We start from the raw sequence: 22698 nt of genomic DNA on the forward strand, positions 1-22698 counted from the left end.
TATCATCACCGGCGAAACGACTTCACTCATCTGAAACGGCATTTTGAAAATAACTGGCTGATAAGTAGTAAGTTACACCGAAAAGATGCAGTAAACCGATAGCGTTAGACCAGAAGCCTTACCTCTACAACCACAAAAAAAACGCCAGCGACGTTGGGTGAATGTAAAAGATATTTTTCATTCGCGGTCTCAGCCAACCTGAGCATGTTAACGAATAAGAAGGGTTACCTATGAAATTCAAAAAAGCGTTATTAACTTCCCTGTTAGTTTGCATGTTACCTGCCGCTGTCATGGCAAAAGATCTTCAGGTGGGCGTTTCTATGGCGCTGTTTGATGACAACTTCCTCACCATTCTGCGCACCGCGATGCAAAAAGAGATGACCAAAGATGGCGTTAAAGGCCAGGTCGAAGATGCCAAAGGTGACGTTTCACAGCAGCTGCAGCAGGTACAGAACTTCATTGGTCAGGGCGTTGACGCCATCATCGTTAACCCGGTGGATACCAACGCGGTGAAACCGCTGGTGGATGCCGCAGCGAAAGCGGGCGTGCCGCTGGTGTTCGTCAACCGTAAACCGGCGGGCGAGTTGAAAGACAAAATGGCTTACGTCGGTTCGGATTCCGAACTGGCCGGCCGTCTGCAGATGGAAGCCCTGGCGAAAGCGCTGAACGGTAAAGGCAACGTCGCCATTCTGATGGGCGACCTCGCTAACGAATCGACCCGTGACCGCACCAAAGGCGTGGAAGCGGTGGTAGCAAAATATCCGGGCATCAAAGTGGTACAGAAACAGACCGCTAAATTCATGCGTAACGATGCGGTAGACGTGGTGAGCAACTGGCTGACCGCCGGTGACGATATCCAGGCGATTGCCTCCAACAACGATGAAATGGCGATTGGTGCGCTGCAGGCGCTGGGTAAAAACCCGAACCACATCCTGATTGCCGGTGTTGATGGAACGCCAGATGCGTTGCAGATGCTGAAGAACGGCAAAATGGTTGCCACCGTATTCCAGGACGCGAAAGGTCAGGGCGAAGGTGCGGTGCAGGCGGCAGTGAAACTGGCAAACGGCGAGAAAGTGGAAAAGGTCATCAACATTCCTTACCAGCTGATCACCAAAGACAACATGGCGCAGTTCGAATCACGTAATCAGAAATAAACCGTAACCGACTCAGCCGTACGGAGGTGATGTATGACCGCTTTTGCGCTTGAAGCCGAAGGCATCAGCAAGTTCTTCCCCGGAGTGAAGGCACTCGACAATGTCTCACTGCGTATTAAACCGGGGTCGGTACATGCCCTGATGGGTGAAAATGGCGCGGGCAAATCCACTTTAATGAAATGCCTTATCGGGATGTATCGTCCCGATAAGGGCACCATTCGCATTAAAGGGGAGCCGGTGCAGTTTCAGGACACCATGGATGCGCTACGTTCCGGCATCTCCATGATTCACCAGGAACTCAATCTGGTGCCTTACATGACCGTGGCCGAGAACATCTGGCTCGGTCGCGAACCGATGAAGTACGGCTTTGTTGACCACGGCAAGCTAAATAAACAAACACAGGAACTGCTGAACAAACTGAATATCCGCTTGAAAGCCGATCGTATGGTCGGCGAGCTCAGCATCGCCTCGCAGCAGATGGTGGAAATCGCTAAAGCGGTTTCCTGGAATTCGGACATCGTGATTATGGATGAACCGACTTCGGCACTAACGGAAACCGAAGTGGCGCATCTGTTCACCATCATCCGCGACCTGCGTGAGCAGGGCAAAGCCATCATCTATATCAGCCATAAGATGGATGAGATTTTCACCATTACCGATGAGATCAGTATTTTCCGTGACGGATCGTGGGTAGGCAGCAACAGCACCAGCGAATACACGCGTCAGTCGCTAATTACACAGATGGTGGGCCGTGAATTAACCCAGCTGTTCCCGAAATTCAACGGTGAAATCGGTGGGGATGTGCTGACGGTGCGCAATCTCACCTGCAAAGATCGCTTCACCGACATCAACTTCACGGTGCGCAAAGGCGAAATCCTCGGCGTAGCGGGATTGGTTGGTGCCGGACGCAGCGAAGTGATGGAAAGCCTGTTCGGCATGGAGAGTTTCGACAGCGGTGAAATCCTGATTGATGGCGTGCCGGTCAAGATCGATTCGCCTTCGACGGCGATTGAGAAGGGCATGGCGTTCCTGACCGAAGACCGTAAAAAGTCGGGGCTGTTCCTGGTGTTGTCGGTGATGGAGAACATGAGCATCGTCAACATGCCCGATTACACCCATAAAAGCGGTTTTGTCAGCCACATCAAAATGGCGCAGGACTGTATGGATCAGATTCGCAAGCTGAACATCAAAACCCCAACCATGGATCAGATCATCAATAACCTCAGCGGCGGTAACCAGCAGAAGGTACTGATTGCCCGCTGGCTGCTAGCACAACCGAAGATCCTGATTCTCGACGAACCCACGCGCGGTATCGACGTGGGGGCAAAAGCAGAGATTTATCGCTTAATCAGTGAACTGGCGAATCGCGGCGTGGCCATCATCATGGTGTCGTCCGAGCTGCCAGAAATTCTCGGCATGAGCGACCGCGTGATGGTTATGCACGGCGGACGTATAACCGGCATCCTCGATAAAGAAGAGGCCAATCAGGAATCCATTTTGTCGTTGGCATCCGAGTGAGGCGTGAGACAGCTATGAGTAACGTAAAAATTACGGCCCCGCAGGCCGCAGATCAGAGTTCTTTCTTTGGCAACTTGCGTCACAAGCTGCCAAAAGACACCGGGATTTTTGTTGTGATGGTGGGCATTGCCCTGATTTTTGAAATTGCCGGTTGGTACGTACGTGATCAATCTTTCCTGATGAACACCAACCGCTTAGTACTGATTATTCTGCAGGTAGCGATCATCGGTATTATCGCAGTGGGTGTGACCCAGGTCATTATCACCACCGGTATCGATCTGTCATCCGGTTCGGTTATCGCCTTAACCGCGGTGGTGGCGGCCAGTCTGGCGCAAACTTCAGACAGTCTGTCGCCGATGTATCCGTCGCTGGTCAACTTGCCTGCGGTGATACCAATTGTTGCCGGTATTGGCGTGGGGCTGCTGTGCGGCGTGATGAACGGCGTGCTGATCACCAAAACCGGTATCCCGCCGTTCATCGCCACGCTCGGCATGATGGTGTCGGCACGCGGTCTGGCGCAGTACTACACGCAGGGTAACCCGATTAGCTTCCTGTCAGATGGCTTCACCTCCATCGGCCAGGGCGCGATGCCAGTCATTATCTTCCTGGTGGTGGCGTTCCTGTTCCACATCGCACTAAAACACACCCGCTACGGCAAATATGTCTACGCGATTGGCGGCAACATGACCTCCGCCAAAGTGTCCGGTATCAACGTTAATAAGTACCTGATCATCGTCTACACCATCGCCGGTGCGCTTTCTGGCCTGGCGGGTGTGGTGCTGGCGGCGCGCGTCAGTAGCGGCCAGTCCAGCATGGGGATGGCGTACGAACTGGATGCCATCGCCGCAGCGGTTATTGGCGGCAGCAGCCTGATGGGCGGCGTGGGGCGCATCACCGGTACGCTGATTGGTGCGGTGATTCTTGGCCTGATCAAGAGCGGCTTCACCTTTGTCGGTGTCGATGCTTACGTGCAGGACATCATCAAAGGCATCATCATCGTCGCAGCGGTTTCAATAGATATGCATCGCAACCGTAAAAAACGCTAATACGCTTCATACTTCACGCTGTAGCGGCGTTGGCTGCGAAAATTCCCCCCGGTCACATAGTTAACTATGCTCCCGGGGCTGAATTTTCTTGCCGCCTTGCTACAGCGCGAATTATTTTGCGTAGTGACATTGTGCACGGTCGGTTCCCTCTCCCGCGCGCGGGAGAGGGTTAGGGTGAGGGACAACGCGCACCGCCCGCCACATAAGTTTTCCAACTGGCTAACCCCCTTCTTTCCCGCTCGTTTTGTTCCATTCCCGCCGTTTCTGTTCACTTTCTGTGTTTTCTGCACCAAACCAGCTCATCCGGTCATCACTTTTTTGCACGCCTGACTCGCATTTTCTGCCCCATCGCGGTGCATTTTGTTCAACGCTTACGCAAATCACGTCATCGTCCGCGCTTATTAACTCCTTCGAGGTAATCACAAACGCTTATTTTCCGTGCCGTTAGGAAAAATCTGGCAACGCAATTTTGCATCGCGAACAAACCTGGCCTGCATATTGCAACTTCATTCCCACAAGCCAGCAGGCTGAGACGCCCAACCTGGGTATTCGGGGATTGACGGAGGCAACATGAATTTAAGACGACTCAAGTATTTTGTAAAAATCGTCGATATCGGCAGCCTGACTCAGGCAGCAGAAGTGCTGCACATCGCGCAGCCTGCGCTTAGCCAGCAGGTCGCTACGCTGGAAAATGAACTCGATCAGCAATTGCTGATCCGCACCAAGCGCGGCGTGACGCCAACTGAAGCCGGTAAAATTCTGTATGCCCACGCTCGCACCATTCTGCGTCAGTGTGAACAGGCGCAAACGGCAGTAATCAACGCCGGTCAGGCATTGAACGGCCAGGTTTCTATCGGTTTAGCGCCGGGCACCGCCGCATCCTCGCTCACCATGCCGCTGCTGCAGACGGTGCGTGAGCAGTTCCCGGATGTGCTGGTGTATTTGCATGAAAACAGCGGCACCTCGCTAAACGAAAAAGTGATGAACGGCCAACTGGACATGGCGGTGCTGTACGATCGTGCGCCAACGGCGGGCATCAACAGCATTCCTTTGATGAAAGAAGAGCTCTATCTGGTGGGCGCAACGGCGTGTCCGGGGGCGACTGTCGATCTGGCGGAAGTGGCGCAGATGAGTCTTTTCCTGCCACGCGACTACAGCGCGGTGCGTAAACGTGTTGATGAAGCGTTCTCGCTGCGTCGTCTGAGCGCGCGCATCATCGGCGAAATCGAATCGATCTCCACGCTGACTGCGGCGGTGTCCAGCGGCATGGGCGTCACAGTGCTGCCAGAATCTGCGGCGCGTGCGCTGGTGAGTTCAACCCATGCGTGGATGGCGCGAATTAATAGCCCATCGCTGAATCTGCCGCTGTCGCTGAACATCTCTGCGCGTCTGCCGCTGTCGCCATCGGCGCAGGCTGTGAAAAATATTCTGCTGTCGCTGCTGAATAAGCCAGCGGTAGAGGATCGTGAATTGATGTTGGTGGGTTAATCCCGCAGTAATCCCGTAGGGTCGCCATTCATGGTGACCTTTATTTTTTTATCTTCCTCGCAAAACCTCCCTTATTACTATTCCGCATAACACACCGTTTTTTATTATTTGTTGCAATGACACCAACTTCATAACATGGACGAAACAGGGGCAGGAACCAGGAGAAAAGGGTGTGAATTTCCAGCAACTTAAAATTATACGTGAAGCGGCCCGTTGCGAGTTCAACCTGACCGAAGTAGCGAATACGCTGTTTACCTCCCAATCAGGAGTGAGCCGCCATATTCGCGATCTGGAAGATGAACTGGGCGTGGAAATTTTTATTCGTCGTGGCAAGCGACTCTTAGGCATGACCGAACCGGGCAAGGCGCTGTTGACCATTGCTGAGCGCATCCTTGATGAAGCGGGCAAAGTTCGCCGCTTAGCGGATGTGTTTACCAATGAAACCAGCGGCGTGCTGACTATCGCCACCACGCACACTCAGGCGCGTTACAGCCTGCCTCGCGTGATTAAAGCGTTTCGTCAGCTCTATCCTAATGTGCGTCTTGAACTGAATCAGGGATCGCCGCAGGAGATCGTCGCCATGCTTCTGGCGGGTGAAGCCGACATCGGCATCGCCTCCGAGCAGTTAGTGAATAACAGTAGCCTCGCGGCATTTCCGTGGTTCAGCTGGCATCACTCACTTTTAGTGCCGCACGATCATGAGCTGTTGCAGCACCAGCCGGTAACGCTCGCCAGCCTCAGTCGTTATCCGTTGATCACCTATCGTCAGGGCATTACCGGCCGTTCGCGGGTCGATCGTGCTTTCCAGGCGGCAGGACTGAGGCCGGATATCGTGCTGAGCGCGCAGGATTCTGACGTGGTGAAAACCTACGTCGAACTCGGTCTTGGGGTGGGCATTCTGGCCGATCAGGCATGTGATATTTATGAAGGCGAAGACCTGGTAAAAATCGACACGCATCATCTGTTCGATGCCAATACCGTGTGGCTCGGTCTCAAGCGCGGTCAGTTGCAGCGCAATTACGTTTGGCAGTTCCTTGAACTCTGTAATGCGAATCTTTCGTTGGAGGAAATTAAGCGTCAGGCACTTTCCTACGAGACAGAAAACGAACCGGCTATCGACTTTCAGATTTAATGTTATCGGTCGCCATAAATGGCGACCCTACAAAACCATCCTTCGTAGCTACCGTCTTGCCCGTCAAGCGGTAGCTGCATAGTTTTCACTCCACGGCTTTCGTGTTTTCAGTACTCCGAAGCACAGATGCACCAGCTTGCGCATCACCGCGCCCAGCGCAACTTTGTTCGGTTTTACTCTGGCGATTAGTCGCTCATACATCGCTTTTACCGGCGGGTTCCATCTTGATGCAACCACCGCCGCCATATACAGCTTCGCTCTCACCGCGGCCGGGCCCGTTTTTGACATTCTGGACAGCCCCCTTACCGAGCTTCCCGACGTTTTTTCTAGGCACCACGCCCAGCCACGCTGCCACCTGTCCGGCGTTCCGGAACCGGCATGAGCGCAGCACTGACAACATCGTCGTGCCCACCACGCGGCCGATGCCTTTTATTGATTCCAGCAGTTCCCTGTCCTCATCCAGATCATCTTAGTCATCGAAGTGGCTGGATATCAGCGCTTCAATGCGCTTCAGCCCATCCTCATGCGCTTTTTTTGTTCTGTTCAGCGAGTCGATAATTTCGCTGGCCGTTCGGGTGGACTCTGACTTTTCCAGACGGTTCGTCGCGCGCACGATATCCGCCTGTATGGCGTCCCGCAGCCGCAGCAGCTCCTTCAGCTTCCGCACTTCAGGCGAAGGCGGTATCCAAGCGTTAGGCTGTTTCAGCTCGCCGTATCGGGCCAGAACCCAGGCATCAACCGCGTCGTTTTTAGTCAGAATACCCATTCCCCGGGCGAACTCCCGGACGCGCTGAGGATTGCTGATGCAAACCGTCACCGCCGTGTTTTCATGCAGCCCGTAAGCCACATTTTCGTGATAGACGCTGGTCGCTTCCATGACAGCCGTCACCTGCCCGGGGGGACATTTTTGTTTGTACAGCCAGTCGCAGATACTGCGTTCTGCGACATCGTCATTTTTAAGGGTTTTGCTTTTCTTTTTGCCGTTGCCGGGCAACAGGCAGAGGTCTATTTTATTTTTGCTGACATCAATACCGAGATAAATTATCTGCGGACTCCCTTTCACATAAACCATCACGCCATCTAGCCTTGTACATACGAAGTCAGAGCTTCTGGTTACCGTTCAGAGTAGTTGCTGGCGTGAAAGGAGAAACGGAGGGCTTGAAGCTACGATGAAAGATCGGGTCTTAAGGGTCGCCATTTATGGCGACCTCACTAGCAAGGAAAACCATGATCACACTACGCGCAATGACACAGAGCGACATCGAACACGGCTACGCCATCACCCAGCAGCTCAAATGGCCGCACCGCCGGGAAGACTGGCAGCAAGCGCTGGCGCTGGGTGAAGGCGTGGTCGCTGAAGAAAACGGCGAATTCGTCGGCAGCGCCTTTGGCTGGCGCTGGGGCGAGCAGGCGGCAACCATCGGTTTGGTAGTGGTGAATCCGCAGTTTCAGGGCCGCGGCACCGGCAAGCAGCTGATGCTGGCGCTGCTGGAAAAATTCCCCGATTACACCATTCGCCTGCACGCCACCGAAATGGGCAAAGGGCTGTACCAGAAGTTCGGCTTTGAGGTCACCGGCCACATTCAGCAGCATCAAACGCGCGAGCTGGCGTCGGTGCCAGCCGTCAACATTCCAGCCGGTTTAACGCTGCGTAACGCGCAAGCCGCAGACGCCGATCTGCTGATCGAACGCGATCACCAGGCGCACGGCATGTGGCGTCCCGCTCTGATCAACAGCCTGATCACCGATTTTCAAACCGTGCTGTTGCAGGATGCCAAACAGCGCGTGCACGGTTTTGCCAGCCTGCGCCGCTTCGGTCACGGCTGGGCGATTGGCCCGGTGATCGCGCTGAATCTCGACATCGCGCAAACGCTGATTTCCGCCTTGATGCAAGGCCTGCGCGGCGAGTTCGTGCGTATTGATACCGATGGCGCGCTGCCGCTGGCGGCCTGGCTGGAAACCTTGGGCCTGGCGCAGGTCGATGCGCCCACTACCATGATTCGGGGAACGCCGTGGTCACCGCAACAAGGTGAGATGCAGGCATTCGGGTTGATGACCCAGGCGATGGCCTGATGCATATCGTCTACAAATCAGAAGCCACGCGCGGCGCGTACTGGCAGCGCTGGCTGGCGCAACATGCGCCGGATATTCAGCTGCACATCTGGCCGGATATCGGTGATGCCGGGCAGGTTGAACTGCTGGTGGCGTGGCAACCGCCGGAAAACCTGATGAGCACCTTTCCCAATCTCAAAGCGCTGTTATCGGTGGGCGCGGGCGCGGATCAGTTCGATCTCACGCAGCTACCGCCGGATTTGCCGGTAGTACGCATGATCGAACCCGGCCTGACGCAAGGCATGGTCGAATACGTCACCTTCGCGGTGCTCGGTTTGCATCGCGATATGCCGCGCTACTTTCAGCAGCAGCGCGCTGAGCAGTGGCAAACCCATCCGATTCGCACCGCCAGCCAGCGTCGTGTTGGCGTGATGGGCCTCGGCGAACTCGGCCAGGCTTGTTTAAAACAACTTGTGTCGCTGGGTTTTGATTGCGCTGGCTGGAGCCGCACGCCCCGCGAGTTTGCTGGCGTGCGTTGCTGGCACGGCAGCGATCAGCTGGGGGATTTCCTCGCGCATAGCGACATTCTGGTGTGCCTGCTGCCGCTCACCGACAGCACGCGCGGGTTGCTCAATGCGCAGCTGTTTGCGCAGTTGCCCGACGGCGCCGCGCTGGTACAGGTGGGACGCGGTCCGCAGCTCAATGAAACGGATTTACTGGCGGCGCTGGCGAGCGGCAAACTCAGCGCGGCGGTGATTGATGTCACCGATCCCGAGCCGCTGCCCGTCGGGCATCCGTTCTGGCAGCATCCGGCCATTTGGTTGACGCCGCACATCGCCAGCGCAACACAAACCGACAGCGCCGTCGCCGCGCTGCTCGACAATCTGCGCCGCTATCAGCGCGGCGAACCGATGGTCGGGCTGATCGATCGTAAGCGGGGATATTGACTGCGCTGAACGCCAAATTTCCCTGCTGATTCGCTGAGGATTTTGACAGGAAATGCCGCTGTCCGGCGGATTACGGCAGCGTGAGAAACCAACAGGTTGCGATACTTGAGCCATCCGAACGTTACGTGGAAAGGGGTTTTTAGAATGCAGAATGTCATGGCGGAGCAGCAAACATATTCCGATAACTGCTTGTTATTGGACGCGCGTGAGCAGCATGTGCCACGTGGCGTCATCACGGCGCATCAGTTGGTGAGCGAGCGGGCGAAAGGCAGCGAAGTATGGGACGTTGAGGGCAATCGCTATCTCGATTTCGTCGGTGGCATCGGCGTGCTCAACGTCGGGCACAACTATCCGGCGGTGGTCAACGCGGTCACCAAACAACTCGGTTTAGTGTCGCACGCTTGTTTCCAGGTGGGGGCGTATCCGGGCTACATCGAGCTGGCTAAGCGCCTCAATGCACTGGTCGGTGGCGGAGAAGATTTCAAAAGCGTGTTCTTCACCAGCGGCGCGGAAGCGGTAGATGCTGGCGCGATCCAATCAACTCGGCGAGCAGCTAAACGCGCGCCTGCAACAGCTGGCCGAGAAGTATGCTTGCATTGGCGATGTGCGCGGGATTGGCTTTATGCAGGCGGTTGAGATCGTTGATTTCGAGACCAAAAAGCCGGATGCGGCGATGACGCAGAAAATCCTCGACTGCGCCTGTCAGGAAGGTTTGCTGCTGATTAAGTGCGGCATTCATCGCAACACCGTGCGCTTCCTCGCGCCGCTGCTCTCCACCGATTCGCAACTGGAAGAAGCGCTGCATATCTTTGATATCGCGCTGGCGCGTGCCAGCGGTCGACTGGGTTAAAAAGCGCTTCCTCATTGAAATTATTGCAGTAATTTGTAAACCTTCCGCTGGTATAACCAGTTAACGAGATAGCACATTTACCTTAAAGCGTGTTGTATCTTCGGGGGGTTAAACCTAATTGCTGCGCTTTATTACCCGCAGCATTGAACATTACCAGGAAGTGATTGAGAAGATGCTGGATGCGCAGATCGGCATCGATAAATATTTCAGTTATATCGTGATTAAATCACCGATTATGAAAAGCAGCGTGCCGTTGAGATCGTTAATTTCAAAACAGAATTCGGTGGAGTTTGGTTGAGTAATTTCTTTTTTTATTTTGAAAGCGGTCGCCATAAATGGCGACCCTACGAATGTTATCTGCGCGTTTTGTAGGGTCGCCATTTATGGCGACCTGGCGTAAGAGCAGCACTGAACTATTCCCCCGCAAATCCCGTAACGGCGCAATTTATTGCGCAATACCAGGATGGGCGCGATGTAAATTTTGCAGAAATTCAAAAGCAGCGCGATTAATCGCGCTGCTACGAAATGTGCGGTTTTTAATATTGGACACAAAAAAGCCACCGCAATAACACGGTGGCTTGAATTTAAATCACAGAACGAATTAATGATTAAACATCAAACCAGTTCAGTTTTCACTCCTTGCTGCACCAGCAGTTCAGCATCATCGCCGTGGCTATAAACGTTATATTCAACGCCCGCAACCGTAACTGTGCCATCCTGATGCTGCCATTCGCTGATATCGCTGCCTTCCGGCAGGATATCTTTGAGCTGAACCACATCACCTTCATTGCCTTTAACCTGCAACTGCGTTTTACCGTCTTCGATAAACAGATCTTTCTCGCCGTGCTGGAGCAGGGCGTTGAGATCGAGCTTTAGAATATTATCGCCGCTGCCGGTCAGATCGAAAACTTTAACATCTGATTGCTGGGATATAATGTATGAGGCATCTAATGTCATTTCTTCCCCAATGGCTACATATTCACTAGGGATAATGAATGAAGGGTCGTCAGTAGATTCCCAAAAATGAGGGGTAACTTGCGATTCCTCCAGCGATAAAATTCCATTGCTTGTTGGATAATTTCCATCGCCCCATTCAATCCAGTCAAATGCATTGGATAATCCTGACGTTGTTTTTATTTCTATTTGCGTGATGTCCACATTTTTCGAGATGAACTTATAGACGTGATTGTAATTGCTAGATTCTTTATTATGTACTGTTAATGAACCAATGATAGATTTAGTTGAGCTGTAGAAATTGATTTTAGAAATGCTAAATCCTTCTCCTTTCTGACGAACTGCTATATTAACGACATTGGTAGGTGCTGGGATTTCTAATGTAACTCTACTGTCTTTATTTATGCTTAAATTCTCACCGTAATAAAATCCAGATGAGTTTCCTACTTGCCCAGTCCAGCCGAGTTCATTCATTACGATCTTTGCACCGGAGTCCAAATAGTATGTTTGGCCCTCTACAAAATGAAGCGGGTTATAATGAAATTGCTCATTGCCATTTGATGCAGATATAACATTAATATTCAGATGGAACGCATTACCCCAGCCACCTGTTGAGCTCTTACTTGCCTGAAAATCCCACTTGCCCTGGGGCAGAACTGCTGGTGGCGTCCAGGTCCAGTTGCCAGCTGTATCGGTGGTGACGCTGTAAACGGTGGCGTTTGTGCCGTTGGTCGCACGCAGATAAACGATGCTGTTAGCTTCGGCCTGGCCGTTCAGTGTCGGCGTGGTGTCGTCGGTGGTATCACCATTTGCCAGCGCCTTGGGCGTGCCCATATCGTCATAACCGTCGGTGATAACCGGGTTAAAACCGTCGCTGCCGGTGATGCTCAGCGAGAAGGTGTTCGACCAGGCATTGTGACCCTGCGGCTGAACCTCAAAGCTCCAGTTGCCGGCTGGCAGGCCAGAGGCTGGCGTCCACGTCCATTTACCGCTGCTATCGACATCCACAACAACGGTATTCGCCAACTGCCCGACCTGTGTGAATCGCAGCACCACTTTGCCGTTGGCTTCGCCGCGACCGCTGAACGATGGCGTGGCGTCGTCGGTTATCGCACCGCTGCTCAGCTCGCCCTGCCAGGCACCAAAATCATCCTTCACCATTTCGATACGGGTTTTGCTGGCAATGTCAGCGGCGGTGGCGATATCCAGCGTGAACAGGCTGCTGCTGAAGCCGCCGATGCTGGCCTGGAACTCATATTCGCCGTAAGCCAGCGCGCTGCCCGGCGTCCAGCTCCACTCAGTGCCGTTCACCGTCGCGGTGGCGCGGCCGGTCCAGGTGCTGCTGCCCGCCAGACGATAATAAACGGTGACTGCGTTGCCGGCAGAAACGTCACCGCGCAGGGTTGGCGTGGTGTCGTCGGTCAGGGCACCGCTGCTGAGTTTGCCCATGTAGGTGCCAACGTCGTCGATGGCTTCTTTAATGGTGATGGTGTTTGGCGGCAGAACGGACGCGTCTTCACCAATCACAATGGTAAACGGCGCAGAAGGTGAGCCCGTACGGGGCACGTTAGCAAACGTCTCTTCAGCAACCAGTCGCAGATTATTCGTACCGTCTGCAAGGTCCTGCGATGGCTCCATCTTCCACACGCCGGTGTCTTTATCCGCAACGGCGCTGCCGATTTTCTCATTTTTGTCATTGAGCAGGTAAACCGTGGTGCCTTTCTGAGCAACGCCGGTCAGCGTCGGGCGTTTGTCATCGGTTGTATCGCCCGGCTCAAATCCGTGCTTCTCTGCGCCGAAATCATCATAGAGTTTGATCAGCAGCGGTGCTTCAGGCGGCGTGGAATCAACAACAATCGTGGCGAGTGTGGGTTCGGAAAGGTTTCCGGCCTGGTCGTACTGACGCAGCGAGAGGCTGTAGTTGCCATCGGCATACGGCGTGGTCGCCTCCCAGCGCCAGAAGCCATTTTCATCAATCGGGATCAGGAAGCGGTCGGTGCCGATAACCAGCTCGATTGTGCCTTTCTCGGCGAGTGGTTTAGTGTTGCCAAAGACTAAATTGCCGTTGGCTTTTTCGATATAGGTGGTTTCAGTGCGTGCAAAGAGCTCAATCATAAGAATATTCCATTATATTTTTTTAACAGTACTGTCTGTGTCCTGGCGGTGCGGTAACGTAGCCCTCCACAACACAGTGCTGAAGGATGTTAAAGCAACGGGTAATAGGGGCTTTCAAGAAAGGTCTGCAAAGAAAGTGCCGGGAATGAGTCATGGGAATAACGGTGTATGCAGCTTGTTATTGCGCCAGCACCACAGCATAAAATTTCATTCCGGTGGCAAAATCGCTGCATCCTGCGCGTTAGCGGCCGTGCTTAGGTTTTCACGGTTAAACCAACCCTCTTACACTGATTCCCACCGATACAAGGAGTTGTTATGAGCACACTTACCATTCCCGATCACATCTGGCAGCGCGATGCCTTCACGCTCTCCACCGATCGCGTCAGGCTGGATTTCGATTACATCCATCAACAGCTGACGGAGAAGTCCTACTGGGCGAAAGACCAGTCGCGCGCCAAAACCGAGCGCGCCTTTGCCGGTTCGTTGCCGTTCGGCCTGTATCACCAAAACCAGCAGATCGGCTTTGCAAGATTAGTAACGGATTACACCCGTTTCGGCTGGCTGTGCGATGTGATGATTGATGAAAACTGGCGCGGTCACGGATTAGGCAGCTGGCTGGCGACGTGCGTGCGGGCGCATCCAGAGCTGGCAACGGTACACCGCTGGATGCTCTCGACCAATGATGCCCATCCGCTCTATCAGCGCCTCGGCTGGCGCGTGGTGCAGGATGCAAACAAACTGATGGAATTTCCTCCCTCCTGACACTGGAGTTTCACATGGGTTACCGCGTTGGCGTCGATATTGGCGGCACCAGCGCCGACGTGGCGGTGACGTCCGTTGGGCAGGGCGGCGGATCGCTGGCGTGGATTGATAATCAGGGCGTGCTGCAAATGGGGCCGGACAGCGTCGGATCGCTGCCGGGTCCGGTGTGCTTCCAGCGCGGCAGCACGCAACCGACCGCCACCGATGCCTTTGCCGCCTGCGGCATGATTGGTCACGGCGATCTCGGCTACAACGCGGTGCAGGTGGATGTCGCCGCCGATGCGATGGCCTTTACGCTGATGCGCACCGCTCACTCTACTTTCGTCAAAGAGACGGAAGATTTTTCCTGCCAGATCGTCAGCCGCGACGGCCTGGCGTTCGCCTCACCGCGCAGCTTCGGCGCGCCCTGGTACAGCGGCATTGATTACGGCCCGGTTTTGGGGCTGACCGACAGCTACGAAGAAGGCGATATCTGCATCACCAACGATTCCTACGCCGGTAACGTCGCCACGCACTCGCCGGATATCCATATCTGGAAACCGGTGTTTCATGGCGTCGAAATTGTCTGTTTTGTGGTGGGGCACATTCACAACACCGATGTCGGCGGCGCGGTGCCGGCTTCGCTATCGCGCTCGCTCACCGATATCGTGGAGGAAGGGATTCGCATTCCACCGCTGAAAATTGTGCGCAACGGTGAACTGAATGAAGAGGTGGCGCGCATCATGCGCCTCAACGTGCGCGCGCCGGAGCAGAACTGGGGCGACTTCAAAGCGCAGATTGCCTCGGTCAACGTCGGCGAACGCAAAATCCACGACATCATAGCGCGTTTTGGCGTTACCGATTTTCTGCAAGGGATCGAAGGGATTCTCGATTGCGCCGAAGCGCAGGCGCGCAGCATCATCAAGACCATTCCTGATGGTGAATACTTCTATGCCGATTTCGCCGATGAAGATGGTGAAGGCGGTTTCCCGTGCCGCGTGGCGATCACCTTGCGCGTCAGCGGTGACACGCTGGAACTCGATTACACCGGCAGCGATCCGCAGCGGGCTTCGTCGCTGAACATGCCAACCGGCGGACGCGAGCGTCATCCGCTGGCATTGGTTGGCGTGACGTATGTGCTCTCGACGCTGGATCGTAATCTGCAGCTCAACGCTGGCACCTTACGTCCGACGCGCGCCATTTTGCCGCCGGGCACGGTGATGAACTGCGAAGCCCCGGCGGCTGTCGGCATGCGGTCGCTGACTTGTGCGCTGTCGCAAATTGCCACGCTCGGCGTATTTTCGCAGGCGATTCCCAATCGCTTACCGGCCAATTCGCCGGGCGGCAACTCGATCATGAACATCCGCACCACCGATAGCGCCGGAGCCGGGCGTTATCGCGGCGGTTTAGCCACCGAAATGGCATTTGAAGTTTTTGCGCCGAATACCACGGTGACGGCTCGCAACCGCAACCGTTCGGTGTTCGCCTCTGCGGGCGTGCTGGGCGGCGAATCCGGCGGCCTTTCGCACTTCCGTACGCTGCGTAACGGCACGGCGATTGAACATGGCAACACCGACGTCATTCACTGCCAGCCCGGCGATATCGTCGAAGTGCGCGGACCCGGCGCGGGCGGTTACGGTTTGCCGATGGAGCGCGATGTACAGCAGGTCTTGCAGGATGTGCGTTGTGGATTTGTCTCTGAGCAAGTGGCGCGCGATAGCTACGGCGTGGTGCTGCGCAACGGTGATATTGACGAGGTGGAAACCGCGCGGCAGCGGGCGGAAATGCCATCCGTTGCGGCGCAGCATTTCGATCACGGTGCGGCGATCGATGTTATTTTTGGGGATCTCAAACAGCATTATTCGGTGTGAAGTTTCGGCAAGGTCGCCATTCATGGCGACCTTGCCGATAACCGCACAACCTCAACGATCCACATACAATCGATCCCATTGCCACTGCTGCGGGTTGTCTGCAATATATTTTCGTAACGCCAATAACTCCTTCTCATCCCGAATCACCCGATCATAAAAACTGCGTTGCCACACCTTTATTCCTGTTTCACGCGTTATCTCGGCTTTGAACCAATTAACAATATTTAGCAGGGTTCTCTGCGCGCTTTCATTCAGCCAAATAATGCCATGCAGGTGATTCGGCATCAGGACAAAGGCATCGAGAGTGATCGAGGAATCGCGCTGAGGTAAAGCCCGCTAGGTTTTGATGACGTAGTCCCCAAGCGGCGTGAGGCAGAATTCCGCTGCGATAAATTGACCAAATAAAGGTGAGCGGCGATAGCAAACCAGCGTGATGAAATACGCGCCATTGGCGCGATAATCATGGTGTTTCAAACGCAGGTATTTGCGGTTTTTCATCATGGCCTCCTTGCCGGAATGATTTTGCAAATTATCCGGCGAGAGGGCGATGACGGGATGTAAAACCTGAGGGGCGTATTCAGAATATTTTCCGTAGGGTCGCCATTTATGGCGACCTGGTCAAATGCCACTCACATCATCTTCTCAATCTCACTAAACGGCACCGCATGGCTAAACAAATAGCCTTGCAGCTGATTGCAGCCTGCGTCGGCCAGCGCGTTTTTCTGGCCTTCGGTTTCTACGCCTTCAGCGGTCACCGTTAAACCCATCGCGTGACCCAACCGCACTACCGATTCAATAATCGCGGTAGAGTTCTGCGCCACGCCCAGCGACTGAGTAAACGATCGGTCGATTTTGATTTTGTCCACCGGGAAGCTGCTGAGGTAATTAAGGCTTGAATAGCCAGTACCAAAATCATCTAACGCAATACGGAAACCGGCTTCGCGCAGCGCAATGATGCTGTTGCGCGCCTCGTGTTCATCTTCAATTAGCACGCCTTCGGTAATCTCCAGCTCCATACGCTGCGGATCGGCACCTTCTTCCTGCACGATATGGATGATGCGTTCAACAAAATTCACCGCGCGGAACTGCACCGGCGACACATTCACCGCCACCACAATATCCGGCAGCTTCAGCGAGGTTTTACAGGCTTCGCGCAGCACCCATTCGCCGAGCGGGATGATCATGCCGGTCTCTTCGGCGATGGCGATAAAATCGCCCGGCGAAACGTCGCCGCGCATAGCGTGATGCCAACGCAGCAGCGCTTCCAGACCCAGCACCTGCTGGCCGCGGATATCCATTAACGGCTGATACCACACCGCTAATCCTTCAAACTTCACCAGCGCCTGACGCAAGTCAGATGCCATCTGCTGGCGGGTGCGCAGCGATTCATCCATCACTTTTTCGAACTGGCGATACTGGCCGCGTCCATGGTTTTTGGCATCATAAAGCGCGATATCCGCTTTGCGCATTAGCTCCATCCGATCGATGCCATCCTTCGGTGCCAGCGCCAAACCCACGCTGACGCCAACCCACAACTCGCTGCCCACCAGCTGATAAGGTTCGCTCAGGCGGCTGATAATGCGTTTCGCCAGCGATTGCACCTGACCAATATTCTCTACATCCGGCATCACGATGATGAACTCGTCGCCGCCTATGCGGCCCACGGTGTCGCTGGTGCGAACAATCTCATTGAGTCGGCGCGCCACCTCAATAATCAACTCATCGCCGGCGTGATGGCCGTAGGTATCGTTGATATTTTTGAAGCGATCAAGATCCAGCAGCAGCAGCGCCACGCGCTGATCGTGGCGTCCGGCCAGTGCCAGCGCCTGGGTTAAGCGATCTTCCACCAGGGAACGATTGGGCAAACCGGTTAACACATCATGAAAGGCCAGATGCTGCGCCTGCGCTTCACTGGCTCCGAGTTTCAGCAGCGACTGCGACAGCTTGAGCGACGAGGTCCAGATGCGGCGCACCATCACCAAACACAGCACGGTAATCAGGATCACCGACAGCAAGGTAGACGGGCCGAGGGTGCGTAACATCTGCGCGCCGGGTTTATCGGGATTCCAGCTGAGATAACCGACCGGTTCGCCCTGTTGTGAATTCAGCAGATAGCGCGCTTTGGTTTTTCCCGCTGGCTCGCTGTCGCTGAAATGCAACTGACGCAGCTGGCTGCGATCGGCGAGGTTGCGCAGATAGCCATCGTCGAGAAACTTAATGCTCACCAGACGATAGCGCCCGGCCTGTTTGGTACTGCTGATATCGCCCACCGCCAGCGCGGCGGCGCGTTGACCGATGCGCACGAAATCGGCGTGATCGGTGGGGCCCGCTACCACATCGCTGTTTTGCACCAGCGGACTGTTCAGCATGTCCTGCAGATAAGGGCCGATGCGCTTGTCCGGCACCGGCTGGCCATTGCGCCACACGTTAATCAGCTGGTTGTCGCGGTCCAGCAGCACCACCAACTGGTGATCAAACATGTCATACAGCCAGCCGCCGACATTTTGCGTCAGCCAGCGTTGATCGGGATGCGACGACGCCAGCTGGTCGGCCAGCGGAGACCAGCGCGTCAGGCTGCGCAGCTGGCGCAGATGTTCCGTCAGGCTCTGGGTAAACGAAGCCTGGATCATGCGCTGTTGCTGATCGCGCGCTTCGTTATTGCTTAACGCTGTGCCCCAGAACAGACCCACGCCCGCGCCGACAAAGGAAAGAAGCAAAATTGCCAGCAGCGGCAAAATAACTTCACGCACAAAGTTGCGGCGAAAACCATCCGATAGTTTTATTGCGTTAATCATTTTAAAGTTAGCCTGACAAGAAGGGTTCATCCTTTAACCTAGCAGAACATCCGCAGGCTGTATTCTGTAAGGGGACTGAAAGCGTGATGTAAATTAGCGTTAATTTTTTGAATGCTGTCACAAACAGAACAGTTAAAAATAATTTATTAAAAACGCCGTCCGTTTCGCTGCAATTCTGCTGCCCTAAAACAAATTCATCCGCCCGTCATTGAGCCGTCACGGCGCTGTCATCTGACATGCGCAATGTAATCGCCATCCCGCAGCAAGCCCGCTGCGTTCCTCAACCAGATGAGGTATTGAGCGCGATGGGGATATCCAGACATCCGACCACTGTTTATCAGGCCGTTGCCGTCCAACAGGATCAGCCGCTGCAGGCGCCCGAGTACAACGAACCAACGCACATGATTCTGACGTGGTGAAAATCTATGTTGAACCTGGTCCTGGTGTGGGAATGCGGCCGATCAGGCGTGTGACATTAAAGAAGGTAGACCGGGTAAAAATCGATACGCATCATCTGTTCGATGCGAATACGGTGTGGCTCGGTCTCAAGCGTGGTCAGCTACAGCGTAATTATGGCTGGCAGTTCCTTGAACGCTGTAATGCCAAGCTGTCGCTGGAGGAGATCAAACGCCAGGTGCTCTCCGAAGAGACAGAAAACGACCGGCTATCGACTTCCAGATTTAATGTTTATTCCGGTCGCTATTCATGGCGACCTTTTCCCGCACAGCATAAAATTTCTTTTCCCATCGCAAAACAGACACCGACACAAATTTCATTCGACGCCGCACCGTTCGGCGGAACTAAATTATCCGGGTTAGGTCGCGAAGGGTCGCGTTAAGGTATCGAAGAATATCGAGAACAGAAGGGGTTTGATATTGGCAGTCTTTAAAATAAACAATGTGCGATAAATCGCGCCGCTTCGGATCTATTCTTGGCAATAAAAAGCCATCGCAATATCTGCGATGGCTTTTATTTAACCGTTTTTATCGATGGACTAATTCCTGTTAAACCAGCTCCGTTCTCACTCCTTGCTGCACCAGCAGTTCTGCATCGTCGTGGCTGTAGACGTTATATTTCACGCCAGCAATGGTAACAGTACCTTCCTGATGTTGCCATTCGCTGATATCGCTGCCTTCCGGCAGAATATCTTTGAGCTCAACCACATCACCTTCGTTACCTTTCACCATCAACTGGGTTTTACCGTCCTCGATAAACAGACCTTTTTCACCGTGCTGAAGCAGGGTGGTGAGATCCAGTTTCAGCGTATTGTCACCACGTCCAGTAATATCAAACACTTCAATCGATTCAATCTTGCTGTTTAATTTTTTCAGATCGAGGATTTGATCTTTTCCTGTCAGTTGCAGCGTGTCGATCTGGGATTCTTTTCCAGTGATTGGAGATTGATTAATCTCTTCGATACCCTCTAATAAATGAATGGCATCACTATTAACTTCACTCAGAGTACTGGAGGACGTACTGGCATTTTTGAACGTATAATTGATGTTGTCAAAATACACATCGCTGTAAAAACGAACAGCACCAATGAAATATGTGCCAGATATATAACCTATAAAATCATCTGAGGATATTGTCTTAATCTCATTGGGACCTAGTGGTACATTTAATGTAATTTCCATCGGTGGATGGCTGTTGTTGTCTGAATAGGTGCTAAGGGACATGACTGAAGTCATGGCGCTGTTAGTTGGGTTGGCTATCTGGAAGTCAACATAATGCGCATGGTTTACACTTGGTTTTTCATATGGTTCACCAGTTCCTTTATTTTTTGAAAATTTCAAAAACAATGTTGAAACTGTCGAGTTGCCTTGTGGGTCATATGTACCTACCCTTATTGCGGATCCAAATTCGGGAATGCCTGAATTTTTTACATAGTGGGAATATTTGTGATGAGCAGTTACAGAGACATCCTTGTTAAGCGCAATATCTATACCATATATATATCCAATATTTAAATTTTCTAAATCCAGAAAACCTGAGAAATCATCACCTTTGACAATATTCAAATACACCTTTTGCGCCCAGGCGGTGTCTCCTAATGCGTTACTGGCTTTTACGCGGAACTGCCAGGTCGCATAATCCAGCGCTGAAGGGGGGGTGTATTCCCAGTTGCCGTTGTTATCAACGCGGGCAGTACCCAGATCGCCCCAGCTGTCGCCCGTTTTGGCTGACTGGATATGCACGATGCTGTTTGGTGTTCCCGTACCGCGCAGGGTCGGAGTGGTATCGTCGGTTTTGGCTTTTTCGCCGTCCGGAATAACTGCGCCCGGTGTACCGACGTTATCGTAAAAATCAACCAGTACCGGGATCTCCGGTGCTACACCAATGGTCAGCGTGAAGCTGTTCCAGTCGCTCTGACCAGCATTCTGCACCTCAAAGGTCCAGCTGCCTTTCGCCAGCGCGGACGGCGTCCACGTCCAGTTGCCGCTGCTGTCCACGTTCAGGTTTACGGTGGTGTAGTTGCCGCTGCCCAGCTTGTAGCGCAGCGAAATCGTGCTGTTCGCCGGGCCGGTGCCGCGCAGGGTCGGCGTGGTGTCGTCGGTGCTGGCGCCGCTCGCCAGGCTGCCCGTCACCGTGCCGAAGTCGTCCCAGGCGCTTTCAATGATCGGGTAGCGATCCAGGTCCGGATCGATGGTCAGCGAGAAGCTGCTCCAGCCGCTCTGGCCGGCCTTCTGCACCTCAAAGGTCCAGCTGCCTTTCGCCAGCGCGGACGGCGTCCACGTCCAGTTGCCGCTGCTGTCCACGTTCAGGTCTACGGTGGTGTAGTTGCCGCTGCCCAGCTTGTAGCGCAGCGAAATCGTGCTGTTCGCCGGGCCGGTGCCGCGCAGGGTCGGCGTGGTGTCGTCGGTGCTGGCGCCGCTCGCCAGGCTGCCGGTCACCGGGCCGGCGTTGTCGAGCGCGCTGTCGATGGTCGGGTAGCGATCCAGGTCCGGATCGATGGTCAGCGAGAAGCTGCTCCAGCCGCTCTGGCCGGCCTTCTGTACCTCAAAGGTCCAGCTGCCTTTCGCCAGCGCGGACGGCGTCCACGTCCAGTTGCCGCTGCTGTCCACGTTCAGGTTTACGGTGGTGTAGTTGCCGCTGCCCAGCTTGTAGCGCAGCGAAATCGTGCTGTTCGCCGGGCCGGTGCCGCGCAGGGTCGGCGTGGTGTCGTCGGTGCTGGCGCCGCTCGCCAGGCTGCCGGTCACCGGGCCGGCGTTGTCGAGCGCGCTGTCGATGGTGGCGTCGTAATCTGCATAGGGGTCGATGGTCAGCGTGAAGCTGCTCCAGCCGCTCTGGCCGGCCTTCTGCACCTCAAAGGTCCAGTTGCCGCTGGCCAGCACCTTTGGCGTCCAGCTCCAGTTGCCTGCGCTGTCGGCATCGACCTGAACTGAGGTGTAGCTGCCGGTTCCGCTGCGGTAGCGCAGGGTTAAGGTGCTGTTAGCTTCCGCGCGGCCATGCAGGGTTGGCGTGGTGTCATCGGTGGCGTCGCCGTTGGCCAGGTTAACCGGCGTGCCGGCATCATCGTAAGCGTGGGTGATAATCGGGTCAAAGCCGCCGCTGCCGGTAATGCTCAGCGAGAAGGTGTCTGACCAGTTCGCGCTGCCCTGCGGCTGAACCTCAAAGTTCCAGCTACCGGTCAGCAAACCTGAAGGCGGCGTCCACGTCCAGCGGCCACTGCTGTCGACATCGGTAACAACGGTGCTGTTTAACTGGCCCGGCTGGCCGTAACGGATCACCACTTTGCCGTTGGCTTCGCCGCGACCGTTGAGGGTTGGCGTGGCGTCATCGGTGATTGCGTGGTTGCTGAGCGTGCCCTTCCAGCTACCAACATTATCCTCTACCGATTCAATGCGGGTTTTCCTCTGGATGTCTGCGGCATTCGCGATGTCGAGGGTGAACAGGGCGCTGGCGGTGCTACCGATGCTGGCCTGGAACTCGTAATGGCCGGTGGCCAGCGTGCTTTTTGGCGTCCAGCTCCAGCTTTCGCCGTTAAGGCTGGCGGTGGCGCTGCCCAGCCAGGTGTTGCTGCCAACAAGGCGA

At 54.6% G+C, this 22698-nt stretch carries 16 protein-coding genes and 3 pseudogenes; 12 read left to right on the forward strand and 7 right to left on the reverse strand.

Features of this window, described 5'->3' with window-relative positions:
- Positions 1-230: 230 nt before the first annotated feature.
- From K5Y32_RS15130 to cbl, 5 genes are all read left to right on the forward strand, one after another.
- A complete protein-coding gene (locus tag K5Y32_RS15130; RefSeq protein ID WP_061717661.1) occupies positions 231-1154 on the forward strand; it encodes a sugar ABC transporter substrate-binding protein in 924 nt (307 codons plus the stop codon).
- A 33-nt stretch (positions 1155-1187) separates the two neighbouring features.
- Entirely contained in the window at positions 1188-2672 is a 1485-nt protein-coding gene (locus K5Y32_RS15135) for a sugar ABC transporter ATP-binding protein (RefSeq protein WP_222184858.1), read from the forward strand.
- A gap of 14 nt (positions 2673-2686) precedes the next feature.
- Complete coding sequence (locus tag K5Y32_RS15140) at positions 2687-3718, forward strand: ABC transporter permease (protein WP_222184860.1); 1032 nt, start codon at positions 2687-2689, stop codon at positions 3716-3718.
- Positions 3719-4288: 570 nt separating this feature from the next.
- Positions 4289-5206: a nitrogen assimilation transcriptional regulator NAC gene (gene nac / locus K5Y32_RS15145; RefSeq protein WP_008109351.1), complete on the forward strand. Its 918-nt coding sequence runs from the start codon at positions 4289-4291 to the stop codon at positions 5204-5206.
- Between the two features lie 172 nt (positions 5207-5378).
- Positions 5379-6338, forward strand: a complete 960-nt coding sequence (gene cbl, locus K5Y32_RS15150; protein WP_008109354.1) for an HTH-type transcriptional regulator Cbl — start codon at positions 5379-5381, stop codon at positions 6336-6338.
- Positions 6339-6401: 63 nt separating this feature from the next.
- Here cbl and K5Y32_RS25045 read toward each other — a convergent pair.
- A pseudogene (locus K5Y32_RS25045) lies at positions 6402-6738 on the reverse strand (transposase).
- Between the two features lie 69 nt (positions 6739-6807).
- A complete protein-coding gene (locus tag K5Y32_RS25050) occupies positions 6808-7410 on the reverse strand; it encodes a transposase (RefSeq protein WP_370635111.1) in 603 nt (200 codons plus the stop codon).
- A gap of 155 nt (positions 7411-7565) precedes the next feature.
- Between K5Y32_RS25050 and K5Y32_RS15165 the strand changes: the two genes are divergently transcribed.
- The 4 genes and pseudogenes from K5Y32_RS15165 to K5Y32_RS15180 all read left to right on the forward strand — a co-directional run.
- Entirely contained in the window at positions 7566-8411 is an 846-nt protein-coding gene (locus tag K5Y32_RS15165; RefSeq protein ID WP_222184862.1) for a GNAT family N-acetyltransferase, read from the forward strand.
- Positions 8411-9337 carry a glyoxylate/hydroxypyruvate reductase A gene (locus K5Y32_RS15170; RefSeq protein ID WP_222184864.1) on the forward strand — a complete coding sequence of 309 codons (927 nt, stop codon included), beginning with the start codon at positions 8411-8413 and terminating at the stop codon, positions 9335-9337. The genes K5Y32_RS15165 and K5Y32_RS15170 overlap by 1 nt, the downstream gene beginning before the upstream one ends.
- Before the next feature lie 144 nt (positions 9338-9481).
- Positions 9482-10187, forward strand: a pseudogene (locus K5Y32_RS15175) (aminotransferase class III-fold pyridoxal phosphate-dependent enzyme).
- A gap of 118 nt (positions 10188-10305) precedes the next feature.
- A pseudogene (locus K5Y32_RS15180) lies at positions 10306-10485 on the forward strand (Lrp/AsnC family transcriptional regulator); the annotation flags it as partial.
- Between the two features lie 317 nt (positions 10486-10802).
- On the opposite strand, the gene K5Y32_RS15185 reads toward K5Y32_RS15180, so the two are convergent.
- Positions 10803-13256, reverse strand: a complete 2454-nt coding sequence (locus K5Y32_RS15185; protein WP_222184866.1) for an Ig-like domain-containing protein — start codon at positions 13254-13256, stop codon at positions 10803-10805.
- Between the two features lie 315 nt (positions 13257-13571).
- On the opposite strand from K5Y32_RS15185, the gene K5Y32_RS15190 reads away from it, so the two are divergent.
- Together K5Y32_RS15190 and K5Y32_RS15195 are read left to right on the forward strand one after the other, a co-directional pair.
- The gene (locus tag K5Y32_RS15190) at positions 13572-14018 is read left to right on the forward strand and encodes a GNAT family N-acetyltransferase (RefSeq protein ID WP_222184868.1); all 447 of its coding nucleotides are present in this window, start codon (positions 13572-13574) and stop codon (positions 14016-14018) included.
- A gap of 14 nt (positions 14019-14032) precedes the next feature.
- Positions 14033-15868 (forward strand): hydantoinase B/oxoprolinase family protein, encoded by a 1836-nt coding sequence (locus K5Y32_RS15195; protein WP_222184870.1) that lies wholly within the window; start codon positions 14033-14035, stop codon positions 15866-15868.
- Positions 15869-15919: 51 nt separating this feature from the next.
- Here K5Y32_RS15195 and K5Y32_RS15200 read toward each other — a convergent pair whose 3' ends face one another.
- The 3 genes from K5Y32_RS15200 to K5Y32_RS15210 all read right to left on the reverse strand — a co-directional run bounded on the left by K5Y32_RS15200 (position 15920) and on the right by K5Y32_RS15210 (position 18663).
- Positions 15920-16153, reverse strand: a complete 234-nt coding sequence (locus tag K5Y32_RS15200) for a transposase (protein ID WP_222184873.1) — start codon at positions 16151-16153, stop codon at positions 15920-15922.
- Between the two features lie 51 nt (positions 16154-16204).
- Positions 16205-16369: a hypothetical protein gene (locus tag K5Y32_RS15205; RefSeq protein ID WP_222184875.1), complete on the reverse strand. Its 165-nt coding sequence runs from the start codon at positions 16367-16369 to the stop codon at positions 16205-16207.
- 128 nt (positions 16370-16497) lie between these two features.
- Positions 16498-18663: a bifunctional diguanylate cyclase/phosphodiesterase gene (locus K5Y32_RS15210; protein WP_222184877.1), complete on the reverse strand. Its 2166-nt coding sequence runs from the start codon at positions 18661-18663 to the stop codon at positions 16498-16500.
- A 412-nt stretch (positions 18664-19075) separates the two neighbouring features.
- Here K5Y32_RS15210 and K5Y32_RS15215 point away from each other — a divergent pair, with 412 nt between their 5' ends.
- The gene (locus K5Y32_RS15215; protein WP_222184904.1) at positions 19076-19501 is read left to right on the forward strand and encodes a hypothetical protein; all 426 of its coding nucleotides are present in this window, start codon (positions 19076-19078) and stop codon (positions 19499-19501) included.
- Between the two features lie 166 nt (positions 19502-19667).
- On the opposite strand, the gene K5Y32_RS15220 is transcribed toward K5Y32_RS15215, so the two are convergent.
- On the reverse strand, positions 19668-22698 hold a 3031-nt coding region (locus tag K5Y32_RS15220), incomplete at its 5' end, for an Ig-like domain-containing protein (protein WP_222184879.1).

This window comes from Pantoea sp. DY-15 (genome assembly GCF_019795935.1).
GTDB lineage: Bacteria > Pseudomonadota > Gammaproteobacteria > Enterobacterales > Enterobacteriaceae > Pantoea > Pantoea leporis.

Excerpts from the sequence above, each read along its gene's own strand:
- K5Y32_RS15135 (WP_222184858.1), top strand. The coding sequence starts at position 1,188 with ATGACCGCTTTTGCGCTTGAAGCCGAAGGCATCAGCAAGTTCTTCCCC.
- nac (WP_008109351.1), top strand. The coding sequence starts at position 4,289 with ATGAATTTAAGACGACTCAAGTATTTTGTAAAAATCGTCGATATCGGC.
- K5Y32_RS15190 (WP_222184868.1), top strand. The coding sequence starts at position 13,572 with ATGAGCACACTTACCATTCCCGATCACATCTGGCAGCGCGATGCCTTC.
- K5Y32_RS15165 (WP_222184862.1), top strand. The coding sequence starts at position 7,566 with ATGATCACACTACGCGCAATGACACAGAGCGACATCGAACACGGCTAC.
- K5Y32_RS15200 (WP_222184873.1), bottom strand. The coding sequence starts at position 16,153 with ATGCCGAATCACCTGCATGGCATTATTTGGCTGAATGAAAGCGCGCAG.
- K5Y32_RS15130 (WP_061717661.1), top strand. The coding sequence starts at position 231 with ATGAAATTCAAAAAAGCGTTATTAACTTCCCTGTTAGTTTGCATGTTA.
- K5Y32_RS15170 (WP_222184864.1), top strand. The coding sequence starts at position 8,411 with ATGCATATCGTCTACAAATCAGAAGCCACGCGCGGCGCGTACTGGCAG.
- K5Y32_RS15205 (WP_222184875.1), bottom strand. The coding sequence starts at position 16,369 with ATGATGAAAAACCGCAAATACCTGCGTTTGAAACACCATGATTATCGC.
- K5Y32_RS25050 (WP_370635111.1), bottom strand. The coding sequence starts at position 7,410 with ATGGTTTATGTGAAAGGGAGTCCGCAGATAATTTATCTCGGTATTGAT.
- K5Y32_RS15140 (WP_222184860.1), top strand. The coding sequence starts at position 2,687 with ATGAGTAACGTAAAAATTACGGCCCCGCAGGCCGCAGATCAGAGTTCT.
- K5Y32_RS15185 (WP_222184866.1), bottom strand. The coding sequence starts at position 13,256 with ATGATTGAGCTCTTTGCACGCACTGAAACCACCTATATCGAAAAAGCC.
- K5Y32_RS15195 (WP_222184870.1), top strand. The coding sequence starts at position 14,033 with ATGGGTTACCGCGTTGGCGTCGATATTGGCGGCACCAGCGCCGACGTG.
- K5Y32_RS15210 (WP_222184877.1), bottom strand. The coding sequence starts at position 18,663 with ATGATTAACGCAATAAAACTATCGGATGGTTTTCGCCGCAACTTTGTG.